General features: G+C 45.4%; 10 protein-coding genes. All 10 read left to right on the top strand.

Features of this window, described 5'->3' with window-relative positions:
* Positions 1-8: 8 nt before the first annotated feature.
* On the top strand, positions 9-2003 hold the full coding sequence (locus tag STSP1_RS02195) for a heavy metal translocating P-type ATPase (protein ID WP_085754784.1): 1995 nt from the start codon (positions 9-11) through the stop codon (positions 2001-2003).
* 35 nt (positions 2004-2038) lie between these two features.
* Positions 2039-3232: an ABC transporter ATP-binding protein gene (locus tag STSP1_RS02190; protein WP_204844987.1), complete on the top strand. Its 1194-nt coding sequence runs from the start codon at positions 2039-2041 to the stop codon at positions 3230-3232.
* Positions 3219-4595, top strand: coding sequence for an ABC transporter permease (locus STSP1_RS02185; RefSeq protein WP_085754782.1), 1377 nt, complete (start codon positions 3219-3221; stop codon positions 4593-4595). Before STSP1_RS02190 ends, STSP1_RS02185 begins: the two co-directional genes overlap by 14 nt.
* A 7-nt stretch (positions 4596-4602) precedes the next feature.
* Positions 4603-6441: a hypothetical protein gene (locus STSP1_RS02180; protein WP_085754781.1), complete on the top strand. Its 1839-nt coding sequence runs from the start codon at positions 4603-4605 to the stop codon at positions 6439-6441.
* 32 nt (positions 6442-6473) lie between these two features.
* Positions 6474-8654, top strand: coding sequence for an ATP-dependent helicase (locus STSP1_RS02175; RefSeq protein WP_123806953.1), 2181 nt, complete (start codon positions 6474-6476; stop codon positions 8652-8654).
* A 171-nt stretch (positions 8655-8825) separates the two neighbouring features.
* Entirely contained in the window at positions 8826-11138 is a 2313-nt protein-coding gene (locus STSP1_RS02170; protein ID WP_123806952.1) for a tetratricopeptide repeat protein, read from the top strand.
* 6 nt (positions 11139-11144) lie between these two features.
* Positions 11145-11588, top strand: coding sequence for a DUF2752 domain-containing protein (locus STSP1_RS02165; RefSeq protein WP_085754778.1), 444 nt, complete (start codon positions 11145-11147; stop codon positions 11586-11588).
* Positions 11566-12246 carry a hypothetical protein gene (locus tag STSP1_RS02160; protein ID WP_123806951.1) on the top strand — a complete coding sequence of 227 codons (681 nt, stop codon included), beginning with the start codon at positions 11566-11568 and terminating at the stop codon, positions 12244-12246. Before STSP1_RS02165 ends, STSP1_RS02160 begins: the two co-directional genes overlap by 23 nt.
* 41 nt (positions 12247-12287) lie before the next feature.
* On the top strand, positions 12288-13871 hold the full coding sequence (gene serA, locus STSP1_RS02155) for a phosphoglycerate dehydrogenase (RefSeq protein WP_085754776.1): 1584 nt from the start codon (positions 12288-12290) through the stop codon (positions 13869-13871).
* A gap of 177 nt (positions 13872-14048) precedes the next feature.
* Positions 14049-15812 carry a TrkH family potassium uptake protein gene (locus STSP1_RS02150; protein ID WP_085754775.1) on the top strand — a complete coding sequence of 588 codons (1764 nt, stop codon included), beginning with the start codon at positions 14049-14051 and terminating at the stop codon, positions 15810-15812.
* Positions 15813-15929: the final 117 nt, after the last annotated feature.

The following is a 15929-nucleotide window of genomic DNA, read 5'->3' as shown; positions in this document are numbered from 1 at the left end:
AATCTACAATGGCACATGACCACCTTCATATAGAACAATTAGAGTTTGATAATCAGGAAGGGCTCAAGGAAGCGGGAAAGGTTCGCAGAGTCAGCCTTGCACTGATTGCTACCTTGGCCGGCGGAGTGCTCCTGCTGAACAGCTATCTCAGCGGCCTGCCTTTCTTATACGGGGCAGACAGTCCTGTTGTTGAACTAAGCGCAATGTTCGGCGCTATCCTGCTCGGTCTTCCGGTGATAATTCATTCCGTGAAGAATATAATCAAAGGCCAAATGCATATGGATGAGCTTGTTGCGCTTGCGATTATCGCTGCATTTGCAACAGGTCAGTATAAAGAGGCTGGTATTGTATCTTTCTTCCTTCTGCTCAGCGAGCTTATGGAAACAAGAACTGCCCTCGGGGCAAGAGCCTCAATCGAATCCCTGATAAAGCTTACACCGAAAAGGGCGGTTAAGGTAGAATCAAACGGCGAAGAGAAGGAAGTTAAGGTATCCGAGCTCAGCAAGGATGATGTAATACGTATCCGTCCGGGCGATAATGTAGCCGCAGACGGCGAGGTTATATCAGGCCTTACAAGCATAAACGAAGCCACTATCACTGGCGAGTCTCTGCCTGTTGATAAAGTTCCGGGAATGCAGGTCTTCGCAGGTACAACAAATCTTACTGGCGGGATTGATGTTAAGGTTACTAAGGTAGGCTCTCAGACCACTCTTGGCAAGGTTCAAGAGCTGATAATGCAGGCAGAGAAAACCAAAATCCCTATTATGAGGATTATGGATAAGTATATAAAGTGGTACATACCCACGATCCTGATGATAGCAGCTATAGCTTGGTTTTTCACCAAACACCTTGACAGGTCTATAGCGGTTCTTGTTGTCTCCTGTCCGTGCGCCCTTATTCTTGCAACACCTACAGCTATGGTAGCAGCAATATCAGCTGCAGCAAGGCTCGGTATTTTCGTGAAAAACGTTGCAGACCTTGAGATTGCCGGTAAGCTCACTTCAATGGTGTTCGATAAAACAGGTACGCTGACCACAGGCCGGCTGTATGTAACAAAGCTTGAGCCTGCTGAAGGGGTGGAACCGGCAGATCTGCTTCGAACCGCAGCCTCTGCCGAGAAGATGAGTAAGCACCCGGCAGCAAGGGCCTTGATGGGGCTTGCTAAAGAGGCTAACGTTTCTCTGCAGGAAAGCGAGAGCTTTGAAGAAGTTCCGGGTAAAGGGGTTCAGGCTGTCGTAGAGGGCAGCAAGGTTCTTATTGGCAGAGACAGCTTCCTCAAAGACAGCAGCATTGATCTTTCGGTTGTATCCGACCCTGCCCTTCACGAAGAAGAGGGCTTCAGCACACTTTACATAGCTAAAGATGGGGTTTGCCTCGGCTGGATAGGTATGCAGGATAAGACAAGGCCCGAGGCCAGAGAAGCTGTAAAAAAACTGCTCGATTCAGGCCTCAAGCGAGTTACTATGCTCACTGGAGACCGTAAAGAAGTGGCGAACAGAGTGGCATCTGAGCTGGGTTGTACAGATTTCAGAGCCAGCTGCCTGCCTCAGGACAAGCTCTCAATCGTTCGTAAAATCAGAGATGAAGGCCATGTGGTTGCGGTAATCGGAGATGGAATCAATGATGCCCCAGCTCTTGCTGAAGGCGATCTGGGAATCGCAATGGGAGCAGCAGGAAGTGATGTGGCGATCAACTCAGCCTCCATCGCACTGATGAACAACGACCTTGAAAGGCTTCCTTTCCTTGTGAACCTTTCCAGAAAAACAAGGACAGTTATCACGCAGAACCTGCTTTTCGGGAGTCTCTTTATTGTTATAGGCATCGCCCTTACACTCTCAGGCATTGTTTCAGCGGCTCTTGCAGCTCCGCTTCATTTTGTCGGTTCACTTTTCGTAATCTTCAACAGCGCCCGCTTAGTTCGCTACGGCGAATATCTAGACACACACGAAGCTGTTGTGGCCCGTGATAAAATCAGCGTCGGGGAAGAAAATAATAATGAATAATCACATTTGCTCTTATTTTGTGATGAGGAGTAATTTTGAGTGAGCAATATGCAATAGAAACAATATCTCTTACCAAGGCTTTCAAAGACTGGTGGGGCAGAACCAAGGTTCTGGCAGTGGATGATCTGAACCTCAAGATAAAACGAAATGAGGTTTACGGTCTGCTCGGTCCCAACGGTTCCGGTAAGAGCACAACAATAAAGGTTCTCTTGTCTCTGCTTCATCCGACGAAGGGCAAATCCTTTATACTCGGCGGAGACAGCAGGGAGAAACGCATTGCAGAGCGTATAGGATTTCTGCCTGAAGAATCTTATCTGTACAAGTATCTTTCGGCAAAAGAAACTTTGAAATTCTATGGCAATCTTTTCGGCATACCTTCAAAGGTCCTTAATATGCGTATTGAATCCCTGCTGGATATGGTAGGGCTTTCGGCAGTTGCCAACAGGCCTATAGGTACATTTTCAAAGGGAATGCAGAGAAGGATCGGTCTCGCTCAGGCTTTAGTAAATGATCCTGACGTTCTGATCCTTGATGAACCAACTTCCGGACTGGATCCAATCGGTACAAGACAGATAAAAGATTTGATCAAAAAGCTGGCCGGACGCGGGAAAACAGTGCTTATGTGCAGCCATCTGCTTGCTGATGTTGAGGACGTTTGCGATAGGATATGTGTTTTGTACGGCGGAAGAGTGCAGTGCGAGGGGATTGTTAAAGACCTTCTCAGGCAGACTGGAAAGAAACAGATTATAGCCGAGAATATTCAGGAAGAAGCTTTGGAGCAGGCTTGCAGTGTGATACAGCAGGCCGGCGGGTCTTGCGAGGTAAGCTCTCCTCAGTTCCGCCTTGAGGATCTCTTTATAGAGGTTGTAGAGAAGGCGCAGAATGAAAAAGTGGCAACAGGCGGAGCGTACAGCACTGGTAAAATCGGCAGCTTCCTTGGGGAAAAACAGCAGGAAGATAAAACTGATAAAGTGCTTGATGAGCTTGTCTCAGCAGATGTTGCAAAACAGGAAGAAACCGAAAAAACACGCCCTGAACCAGAAACAAGGCAGGCCGAACCTGAGGAGAATAAGCAGGTGTTGAGCGAACTTGTTAAGGAAGATGAATCTAAAGAAGAAAAGACAAAACAGGCAGATGATGAGCTAACTCCCGCCAAGGAAGAAAAGAAAAAGCAGAAACCGGTAAAAGATGATGTTTTGAAGGATTTGATGGGGGATGATGATGCGTAATATTCGCATTATTGCTCTTAACACCTTCTCGCAGCTTATCAGGATGAAGGTGGCGGTAATTGTTATTCTACTGCTGCTCGCACTTATCCCGTTTATGGCTGTACAGGCGGTCGGAGACGGGACGCTTCTCGGTAAGCTTCAAACCTTCTCGAGCTACGGCATTTCGCTTGTGAGCCTTCTTCTTTGTATGCTTACAATCACCCTCTCCTGCTACGCCCTTTCAAGCGATATCAGGAATAAGCAGATATTCAGCCTCGCTACAAAGCCCGTTCAGAGATATGAAATTCTCCTCGGCAAATTTGGCGGGGTAATGATTGTGAATCTGGTATTTTTATTAGTGTTCGGGAGCATATCATATTTCCTTACAGTGAGCCTGCCTAAATATACTGAAGCTGACGCGCAGGAACTTGAGCAGGTAGAGGATGAATTCTTCAATGCAAGAACCGGTGTTACGCCAAAAATGGATGAAACGAAGTTCCGCGAAGAGGCCAGAAAAGAATACTCACGCTTACGCAGCGAGGGGCAGGTCCCGCAGGATAAAACCATGCGGGAATACATAAATGAGTATGTTAATCAGAAGAAGTATCAGGCGGTTTCTGTTGCGGCCGGAGAAATGAAAGACTGGACTTTCACAGGCTTAAATCCGCAGGACAAACAAAACGGTTCTATTTATCTGAGATTTAAGTACGAAGCCTCTACGCCGCCGCCGGATAATATGATAGCGGGCAGGTGGCTGATTGGTGATAAACGACAGCTGGAACAGGCTAAAAAGGTGCAGACTCCGATTTATGACAGCTATGTGAGGAAAGATGCAGTTAAAACATTCCACGAGATCAAAATTCCTGCATCGGTTGTGCCGGAAGACGGGCAGCTTACGGTTGAATTCCAGAATTTATATTTCAATAAAACAACAGTAATACCGAGGGAAATAGAGCTGCTCTATAAATCCGGCTCATTTGGAATGAACTACTTCAAAGCCAATGTTCTGATTTTAATCCGGCTTTTCTTCCTCGCAGCCATGGGAATCTTCCTTACAACATGGCTTTCGTTTCCTGTAGCGATATTCGTATCTCTTGTGGTATATTTTACCGGAATGGTAAACGGATTTATAGTTGGGGCGATAGATTCGCTTACTCAAGGAGTAGGGCTTTTCTATATGTTTACCGTTAAGCCCCTGCTTCACCTTCTGCCCAGTTTCGACGGGCAGAGCAATCCATCCGGCAAGATACTCTCTGCACGGATGATAGGCTCTCTGTTCCTTTTGGAGAAAACAGGCATAACGATAATTCTTAAGTCCGGCGGGCTTTTGGCTGCCGGCGCACTTGTATTCAACAGACGCGAGCTGGCTAAAGTAACCGTGTAAGGTTTTTATGGCATATAAAAATATAATAATAACTATAATGCTCTTTGCAGTGGGATGCAGCATACTGTTTACATCCTCCCTGCAGCTTGATGATTTAAATAAATCCCGCAAAGACTTGGATTTAGTGGCAAATAAGCCGCTTGAGAATGCTCCGCCTGCCCTTGCTTTTGCAACGGTAGCAATGGGGGCATTTCGCGGCCTTGTGGTTGACATCCTCTGGATGAGGGCTGATGCCCTGAAGGAGGAAGGCAAGTTTTTCGATGCCAAGCAGCTTGCTGAATGGATTACAGTACTTCAGCCCCGCTTCAGCGCGGTATGGGATTTTCAGTCTTGGAATATGGCCTACAATATATCGGTGGCTATGCCCGCCTCCCAGCCGGAGGAGAGATGGAAGTGGGTGCGAAACGGTTATGAGCTTCTAAGAGACAAGGGCATACCGCAGAACCCAAATTCTATAATACTCTACAGATCTCTTGCTTGGATATTCCAGCACAAGATCAGCGGAGTTACTGATGATGTGCATAAGTACTACAAGATTCAGCTCGCATTATCGATGCGGCCTTTGATCTCGCCTTTAACTAATGAGCATTTCAAAAAGCTCTCAAACACCCCGGACTCGCTTTCTGAGCTCATTGGATCTGATGAGCAGGTCGCTGAACTTGTCTCTAAGATGAGAGAGTTTGCACCTGAAGTTTTCAGCGAAGAACTTACTGATCTGGAATTTGCAGGCGTTTTCTTTGCTCTGCTGGATTCAGCAGGAGAGGGATACCCCGAAAAGCTCGTTGAATTTGTGCGGGCAGAGATAGAAACGCAAAGATTTGAAAAGCTTCGAAATTTCTGCCAAGCCTGCAAACTCAGGCAGGAGTGGAAATTCGATATAGACCTTATGAGAAAGGTGAATGAACGCTATGGCCCTGTTGATCTCAAAACAGGCGACAGGCTCCCATTAAACTGGGAGCATCCCGATGCGCATGCTATTTTCTGGGCAGAAAAGGGGCTGGAAACGGCCGGTCGAAAAGGCGATTATTCAACAGACGAGCTCAATACAGACAGAATTGTGTTTCACAGCCTCAAAAATCTTTACAGAATGGGCAAGTATGTGATATACAATGTGCCGCTAAAGCTGCCGCGCTCTGATACAGACAAGCAGCAGGGCAATTTAGATAAACCGCAGGAGGAGCCTGAATATAAGGTGGGCAAAACGCTTTATATGCTTCCCGATCTTCGAATGTTTGATGCATACAATCAAGCCCATTTAGACCGTATTGAAAAGTACAGGGAATTTGAAGAGGCGAATCTGAGACCGCTTAAAAACGGCCACAGAAATATCTTGAACGATGCTATCTTTACGCTCTATATGGCAGGGCACCGCGAGAAGGCTGCCGAGGCGTTCAAGCAGCTCAAAGAACTCTATCCCAGAGAAGAAAATGACATGCCTCTCAAGCAGTTCTGCCGAAACAGAATGCAGAACGAGCTCGACGGGCTCACTATAACAGATGCCCGCGAAATGGTAACGATGATGCTCAAGGAGTCTTATTTCCGTTTTGCTGTGGGCGATGATGATATGAGCTCAGCAAGAGAGAAGATGGCCAGGTCAGTAGCAGACTACTACCAGAAGACATCCGGCCAGGAAGACGTTGACAGGGCAATGCTTGCAGATTTCCCGAAGCTCAGATATATGGCGCTGATGGATTTTCTAAACGACGGCCGATACCCGGACAACCTCAAGCAGAACCTGCTTGCCCGAATAAAAAATAACAGACCTGATCTCTACGAGAAGCTTACTTCAGAGCGAGAGAAAGTGCAGAAGGAAGCTCCCCCGGAAGGAAAACTGAAAAACGAGTAAGGTCCTGTATTGATTTGTTTGCTGAGGAATTTATGTCCCACTCATTCTCTTTTGACCAGCTAACCCAATCACAGAAAGAAGCAATAGAGCACAAGGATGGCCCTCTTCTGATAATAGCCGGCCCGGGCAGCGGGAAAACCCGTACTGTAACCTGCCGCATTGCAAGGCTTGTAGAGAAGGGCGTTTCGCCTTGGAGCATCTGCGCTATTACATTCACCAATAAAGCGGCTGATGAGATGAAGCAGAGGGTTCGCGAGATGGGCGTCCCGAGAGGCACGCAGATAAGCACGTTTCACTCACTTTGCGTTAGGATTCTTCGGGAGTTTGCCGATTACGCGGGCATTAAGAGTACTTTCAGCATTTATTCAGATGCCGAGCAGAAAACTTGTATCAAAGAAGTAATCAAGGCTAGCAATCAGTCCACAAAGAATTTTCCGCCTGCCAAAATCCTGTCATATATTTCAAACTTCAAAAACGACCTCTTCGATCCTGACGAAGCCCATAAAATGGCAGACAATTTTCAGCAGAAGATGGTGGCAAAATTATACAAGCGATACCAGAACCGCCTCGTACAAAACAACGCACTTGATTTTGACGATCTGCTCACTAAAACTGCATTTCTCATAAAGAATTATCCCGATATTCGAAAGCGTCTCAGCGAAAGATATAAATATATCCTCGTAGATGAGTATCAGGATACAAACCACGCCCAGTATCAAATCGCAAAAGGCCTTGCTCTCGAGCATGGCAATATCTGCGTAACAGGCGATCCAGACCAGTCTATTTATCGCTGGCGGGGAGCTGATATAAGGAATATTATGGCCTTCGAAAAAGACTGGCCAAATGCCAGAGTAGTAAAGCTGGAGGAGAATTTCCGGTCTTGCCCGGCAGTCCTTAACCTTGCAGACAGGCTCATATCGCACAACAGGGAAAGGAAAGAGAAAAATCTCAAGGCCGTCCGCAGTGAGAAGAAGGATATTGTTTTCTCGCCCTTTGAAGACCAGCGGGAAGAGGGACTCTCAATAGCCGGGAAGATTAACGAGCTTATCCAGCAGGGGCACAATCCCAATGAAATCGCCGTTCTGTACAGAACCAATTCTATGAGCCGCTCAATCGAAGAGGCATTCATACGTGAGAAAGTGCCCTATCTTATTGTTCGGGGAGTAGAGTTTTACAACAGAAAAGAAATTCGTGATATGCTTGCATATCTCAAGCTTATTTCTAACCCCTCTGACTCTGTTGCACTTGAACGGATAATAAATACGCCAGCGAGGGGCATAGGCAAAACTACAATGGAAAGGATCAAGAGTTATGCCTCGAAGAAGGGAATCTCCCTTTGGCAGGCCGCCTGTGAGGCAGACAAGGTGGAGCTTTTAAGCAAGACTGCGGCGGCAAAGGTTTTAGAATTTACGAAGATGATAAGAGGCTTTCAGAATTTTTGTGGGCAGGATAGCTTTGCAGTTTCAGATTTAATAGAAGATATATTCGAATCCTCGGGTTTTAAAGCCGCCCTTAAAAAATCCTCAGAGCAGGAGGATGCTGTTGAAAATATAGAGGAGCTCATAAACAACGCCGCATTTTTCGATGCTGCTCAGCAGGAGGAAGGACAGCTCGGCGGCCTCGATGACTATCTTCAGATGATCTCGCTATACAGCGATGCGGATGCTTACGACCCGGGAAGCGGAAAGGTTTCTCTTATGACTCTCCACGCCGCTAAGGGCTTGGAGTTTGACAACGTATTTATAATTGGGCTCGAAGAGGGCATACTTCCCCATGAGAGAAGCAGTGAGTCAGAATCTCAGCTCGAGGAAGAGCGAAGGCTGTTTTTCGTTGGGATCACTCGGGCAAGGCTAAATCTCTTTATAAGTCAGACGAAATATCGAACTATATGGGGCAGGGAAATAAGAACTATGCCTTCAAAGTTTATCTTTGAATGCGGTCTTAAAACCGAAAAATATTCTGCTGTAAACGATAGAATTCAAGAAAGCATGCGGAGCTCCCGGAAAGCTGAAAGAGAATTTGCAGGCAAAGGCAAACCTTCTGGAAGCCCTGCATACTTTGCCGGCCAGAGGGTGAGCCACAGGAAATTCGGCGCTGGTGTGGTTAAAGAATACCTCGATTTGGGCGAAAACAGCGTGATTACCGTTAAATTCGATAAGGGGCAGATTAAAACCCTAATTCAAAAATATGCCAAGCTTGAATGTTTGGATTAGCTGCTTATCGGCAAGCGAAAATATATTTCGAGCGGCTTTTCTGAAATATTTTAGCTTTGATGTTTAGCTCTATTGTGTAGAATAGCATCTTATTATATATCAGGCCTTGATAACTGGATTATTGAGGGAAAAAGTTTTGTAAACAAATATTATGTGGATATTATGGTGAAATTGATATTACGAAGTATAACTGCATTATTGGTTTTGAGTTTCAGCCTGCACGCAGCAGAGCTTGAGGCCGAAAAGCTCGACAGAATATATTCACCGCAAACCGCTCAGACGTTCCATAATATTGCATGCGATATTCTTGAACCGGAGTATGTGAGCGTACGCGATGCGAAAGAGGCCATTGTCCTGATCAAAGCTGCGCACCGGCTTGATGAAACTATGAACAATATGCTTCCTCAGCTTCTGGATGCAGTTGAGATAGACGAAGAGACAGATCATTCGGATTTCGTAAAGAAGCTTCTTTATCGATATGTTACAGCCTCAAGCGACTCGGAGCTTGCTATGCGGGGCATTTCATACCTATTGAATCAGGCGCCCACCCGAGAAAGAAGGGAAGAGATTCTGGATGCCTTCAACAGCGACATCGGCTCAACTAATGAGCAGTTTTCTTCAAGACTCAGCACATTTCTGGGCTCTCTGATTGCTGAAACGGGCGATTTTAAGCGGGCTTCAAGGCAGTTTAAGCTTGCCTACGAGAAAGACCCTTACAACGTTGTGGCCTTTGAGAAGCTCTCTGAGATAGATCCTGAAAGCGTGAACGTGGTTAATATGGGGCCTTATCTCAGAAGGAAGATTGTATTAGACCCATACAGCCTTGAGCTTACCCTTGATTTTGCTGACTATGCATTCAAATACGGTCTGTTTAAAATAGCCCGTGACACCTATGAATATGCAGCAGACCTGTTTGTTTATGAAAACCCCGATCAAAAAATTCCTCAAAGGGTTTATATGCCGTGGGTTATCAGTGCCTACAATGTTGAGCATGGCGAGGCAAAGTGCATTAAGATTATCAACAGGATCCGCCAGCAGGGCGATTTCAATATCTACGTTGAATATATTTCTATTATGTCAGAGCCGCTCTCGCGTTCAGAGCGTATGGACAAGCTCTCAGGGCTTGCTGAGACAGGCGAGCAGATGCTCGAAACAAACAACCCTATGGTTACAGAGCAGCAGCTTGCATTCTTTTATTTCTTCCTAAACAGAAACACCCAAAAGGGTATTGAAATGGCAAAAAGGGCATACGCTAGAAACGCCGATTCGGTGGACGTGAGAGCTCTTTACGCCTATTCGCTCTTTGAGTCCGGCGATATGGAATCAGCCAAGCAGATTGTTGAAGAGATTAAAACTTACAATCAGATTGCCGCCTACACCGGAGCGATGATCAGCCTTGAGGAAAACAACGAAAGCGAGGCGATGAAGCTGCTTCGTTCTTGTATAGAGATGCAGCCCGGAGAGCTGATTTCTCATAAAGCCAAGGAAGTAATGCGGGAGAATGAATCTAACTATGTTCCCGCTTATGATGCCTTCACTCTCAGGCAGAATCTCGAAAAGGCATTTGGCGATTCCCTGATTCCCAAATTCTACCGTCCTGAAGATGTGATTACAACAAAGCTGAGCCTGAATGGTGTAGAATTCAGTTACGGTGCAAAACTTGGGCTTTATGTGATAATCACAAACAACGGAAGACAGCCGATAGTTGTAAATGAAAATGCGTTCTTCAAGGGGAATATTTTAGTTAAGGCTAAAGTTGCGGGCGATATAGAAGGTGCAAAGCCGATTGAGATAAGGAAGAAGATTACCCCTGTATCACCTATTCGTCCGGGCGGAACTCTCGCTGTTCCAATGCCGATTAAAACAGCAGCCCCAACCTTAGACAGGATCCTTGAGAGATTCCCGCAGGCAAATTTGGTTATTACGTTTCAGGCATATTTCGATTCTTATGAAAATGAGTCCGGCGAACTTGCCAGCAAGATCGTCCCCGCTACAACAACAGCCAAAAGGCTTGGGGTAGTGCTCACTGAAGATTTGCTTGAAAAGAGAATTCAGTCCCTTCAAGAAGGTTATGCGGGTCAGAAAATTAACACTCTCAGGCTTCTTAACGGACTTGTAGCTGAGCGAAAGGCCGCAAAGAATTACGGCGTTGTTTATAAGAGAAACGCTCTTCCAGATTCAGTGCTCAAAGAGGCCTTTGATATAAGCCTTGCTGATATGAACTGGCAGGTGAAATTCCTTATGCTCAATGTGCTGAGAGGCGCATCCGATCTGCTCGATGCGAAGGAGAAATTCTCCAACGCCCTTGATGATGATCATTGGCCTGTGCGTCTGCTGTCTTTATACGCACTTACTAATATCCCCCAAAGCAGCGATTTCCAAAAGGTAATAGACTGGATGTATCAGGCGGACGAACAGGAACTTATTCGCAAGATGGCTCTTATAGCTGGCGCTGTGCCTGAGGCTGCCGAGGAGGAGTATTAGCAGAATTTGAATCACAAACCCGCTGAAATTCAAAATTCAGGGACATTTGCCGTTTGGAGATGGATAGTTTTTATCTGCGTGCCCTTTGGCTGGTTTTTAATATGGCTTATGGGCAGCGAAATCATCAGCGGCGAATCTGTATTCGGGATCTGCGGATTCAGGCAGAAGCACGATTTACCCTGCCCATTTTGCGGGATGACAACTTCAGCAAAATTATTCCTTGAAGGGAATTTTTTGGACTCTCTCAAAGCTCAGCCGGCAGGTTTTATATTATGCATATTCAGTATTGCTGTTTGGGTTGAATCTGCAATACTGCTTATCCCTGCGGTACGGAGAAAAAGAAGCTTTTTTATAAAGTGGAAATTACGGGTTTTATTATTAGCTGCTTTGGTTATAATCTTACTTTCCTGGGGCTGGAAGATTTTCTATGAAACGATTATTTATGAATAAAAAAAACATAGTTTTAATTTTGTTTGTTTCTGCGGCGATTTTTACCGGAGGCTGCAAGCTTGCCGGCATACTTGCAGCAGGCCCTTCAAAGCAGTATATACTTCCTGAATATGACCTGAAACCGGATCTTAAAGAGAAGATATATATTTTCGTTTCTCAGCCGGCATGGATTGATACTCCTGTAAATATAAGGCAGGATATTGCAGACAAAATGAAGGCCTATATAAAGGTGAGTTTCAAGAAAGATTACGTTCCTGAAAATATCCTGACATACGAAGATGCGCCTTTTGCTGATACGAACTCTGCAGATCTGGATCCATCAGGGGCAGCGGAAAAGCTTGGAGCGAAGAAAATGTTTTACATAGAGATTCAGGGCCTTGATATAATCCGCCTGTCTCACCAGTTTGGATACTACTCTGCAGAAATGAAGATCGGGGCATTGTATTATGATATCACCAAGGATAAGAAGCTCTGGCCGGCAGGAAGTGAATATAAGGTGCTGAAATATGATATAGAGTGCGAAAAAGGTGCTGAAAAACTCGGCTCAAGACTTGCAACTGCAAACGCACATTGTATATTAAGGCACTTCTATAAATGTAAGAAAAACAAATTCAAAATTGCTGAGGAAGCTGTTGATACAGATTTTAGTGACTGGTAAGTTTAGCAGCAGCTTTTTTCAAAAGTTTTAATGGAGAACGTATGTATAAGATACTTATTGCAGACAAGTTAGCCCAGCAGGGAATCGATTTGATCAATGCCACTGAAGGCTTTGAAGCCGTTGTGAAAACGGGCATCAGTGAGGAAGAACTCTCCTCTATAATCGGTGATTATGATGGGCTTATAGTAAGAAGCGCTACGCAGGTAACCGAAAAGGTTCTGGAAAACACTGGCAATCTAAAGGGCGTTGCCAGAGCAGGCGTAGGGGTTGATAATATAAATATCCCCGAGGCAACCCGCAAGGGCGTTCTGGTGATGAATACCCCAGGCGGAAACACGCTAAGCGCTGCAGAGCATACCATGGCTCTTATGCTGGCTTTGAGCAGGAATGTTGTGCCGGCGTGCAACAAGATGAAATCCGGCGGCTGGGACAGAAAACTCTACGTTGGAAATCAGCTCAACAACAAGGTGCTCGGTGTTATAGGGCTTGGAAGAATCGGGATGGCAGTTATCAGAATGGCTTCCGGATTTAATATGAAAATAATGGGTTACGACCCATTCTCAATCCCCACTCAGGCAGAAAATTTCGGTGTTCAGATTACAGATTCTCTCGAAGAGATCTACAAAAACGCCGATTATCTTACAATGCACATCCCGAGGAACAAAAATACAGAAAACCTCATCTCCAAAGAGCAGCTTGAGATGATGAAGCCAACTGCGAGGATTGTAAACTGTGCAAGGGGCGGGATAATAAATGAAGATGACCTTTACGATGCCCTTGAGAATAACGTTATTGCGGGCGCAGCTCTGGATGTTTACAATGAAGAGCCCCCTGAGAACAGAAGGTTTGAGAAACTCGAGAACAGCCTTGTAACACCGCACCTCGGCGCCAGCACAGAGGAAGCTCAGATTGGAGTGGCAGTAGAGGCGGCGGAAGTGCTGATGGATTCGATTAAAGGCGGCCCGATTAAGAACGCTATTAATGCACCTGCCGTAAGTGAATCGGCTCCGAAGATTATCAAATCTTACAGCGAACTTGCTCAAAAGGTAGGAAGGCTTATGAACGTTCTCAAGGCAGGCAGGATTAAGAAGGTTGTGCTTGAGTACCGCGGGACTATAGCAAATGAGGATGTTACTCCGCTGAAAACTTCATTCTCTATCGGACTGCTCCAGCAGAATTTCGATGTGCAGGTTAATATCGTAAATGCAGGCTTCCTTGCAAGAGAAAGAGGAATCTCTATTGATGAAGTGAAAAACGAAGACTGCACAAACTTCTCCTCCTGCTTCACAGCGAAAGTGTCAACAGAAATAGGCGATTATTCTGTAACAGGCACGTTGTTTGACGACAACATAATGAAGATTGTTAGTATAAACGGTTATGAAACTGAATTTACTCCGAGCGGCCTGATTATGCTGGCACTTTATAAAGACAGGCCAGGGGTCATCGGTTCTATCGGAACAGCCTGCGGGAAATACCAGATCAACATCGGTACTATGAGCGTAGGCCGTAAAGGCGGCAAGGCAATGATGGCTCTGAGCCTTGACCAGAATTTGGGCAAGGAAGCGCAGAAAGCTCTTGATGAAGTAGAATCCGTTGAAAAATACACAGTTTGTGATTTTGAGTAAAATCAGCAGATAGATTCAACTTGAAATTTTAAGGGGCGAGTTTCCAGCTTAGCCCCTTTTGTTTTTGCATATGAATAAGGCGGAAATTTCTAAAACGGCCGGTAGCTATCCTTAATGACTTCAGTATAATCATCAGTTGAAAGCAAAAACTCCTTAAGTTTACAGAGACAGCCTGAAATGAAGAACGGCAGTGTAAAGCTAACCCCCCAACAATGGGTCCATATTAGTGTGTGCCTGTTGGTGGTTGCAAGTTTTATCTTGCTTTTCGGCTTTTATGAGCCGCTGGTAAGTCCTGCAGCTCTGCACATTATTCAAATACTCGCATTTATATATTTCTTTGTGAGCCACGCAGCCGGCTTTATACGTGCAAAAAACAAGCTTGCATACGCCCGGAGAAACTGGTTTCAGATTCCGCTGCTTTTGGCTCTGGTACTGTTTTTTATCCTCGCTTCTCAGAGATTTTTCAGCGATCATCCCGTGGAAGGCATTCTTCTTGTCCTGAATATCTACCTTATAGTTCAGGTTGTAGATTCTGTTTGCAGGTTTATTGTTAAGGTTGCGGCTACTGGGCGAAACCCGATGCGAACTTTTGTTCTGAGCTTTATAGCTTTCATAATTATCGGGGCGATTTTTCTTAAGCTCCCCACTTTTCATAAATGTGAGCAGTTTAGCTTTGTAGATGCATGCTTTACAACAACCAGTGCAGTCTGCGTTACTGGACTGATAGTAAAAGATACCGGCAGCGATTTTACGATTCTGGGTCAGTTTGTGATCTTAACGCTTATGCAGCTCGGCGGATTGGGAATAATTATATTCGGTGCAATATTTGCTCTGCTTTTCGGCAAAGCGTTTTCGGTGCAGGAATCAGTAGCATTGCAGGATCTACTGAGTACTGAAACAGTTGGCCGGATTAAGAGGATGATAGGCTTTATCTTCGCTTTCACCATTATAGCTGAGGCTCTTGGAGCTGCGGGCCTATGGGGTATGTGGGAGCTTGAAAGCGCAAGATTTGAGGCCGGCAGAAGGCTTTTCTGCAGTATATTCCATTCAGTCAGTGCATTCTGCAACGCAGGCTTTTCGCTCTTTACTGACAGCTTCACCTCTTTCAAGGCCTCACCGCAGATTTATGCGGTAGTGTGCCCGCTGATTATCCTCGGGGGGCTCGGTTTTACCGTTCTATACAATATCAGCGAAATGACAGCCTGCAAAATCCGCAATTTATTCCGCTCTTTATTCATCCCGCCTACAGTTTTCAATAAATTGCCTTCCGGATATACCAGCCTGCAGACAAAAATTGCAGTTTGGGCAACTCTCGCTCTTCTTGCAGCCGGCACAGCAGGATACATCACTTTTGGTTATATCTTTGAAACCTGCGAAATCTCCAGCCTCAAGGATGCTTTTTTTATGAGCGTTACAACGCGAACTGCCGGCTTTAATACCATTGAGGTAGCCCAGATGAGCGAGGCAGGCAAGCTTTTTTCGATTATACTTATGCTCATAGGAGGTTCGCCGGGTTCAGCAGCAGGCGGTATGAAAACAGTTACTCTTGTGGTTATAATACTCGCAGTTTTGGCCGCTGTTACCAAGAAAAAAGAGGTGGAGGCTTTCCGACGCAGCGTTAGAACAGCAATAATTGGCAGGGCGATTACAGTGGCTTTTTTCTATATTACCGCATACATAATCGTTGTATTCGGGCTTATGATAACCGAAAGAAGCAATTCTTTTGAGGCCATTGATTTGATGTTCGAAGGGGCAAGCGCACTTGCTACTGTAGGGCTTTCTTCAGGCATTACATCTGAGCTTTCTGTCTCAGGCAAGGTGCTGCTGATATTCACTATGCTCTTAGGCAGGTTAGGCCCTCTTACGATCCTTTCCTCTTTGCTGCTCAGATTTAAGACAGCTAAATACAATTATCCGGAAGAGCCTCTGATTATAGGCTGATATTTTTATGGTTTTTTAGAGCAATATTCTAACTTGATAGATATGCTGACAAATTCAGTAAGAAAATTAAAAAAAAATAATTTTTTTTCACAGCCATCCCATAGAAGAACAAAATAT

This window comes from Sedimentisphaera salicampi (assembly GCF_002117005.1).
GTDB classification, from domain to species: domain Bacteria; phylum Planctomycetota; class Phycisphaerae; order Sedimentisphaerales; family Sedimentisphaeraceae; genus Sedimentisphaera; species Sedimentisphaera salicampi.
The sequence above is the reverse complement of the archived record's forward strand: the minus strand, read 5'-3'. Positions and strand labels throughout refer to the sequence as shown.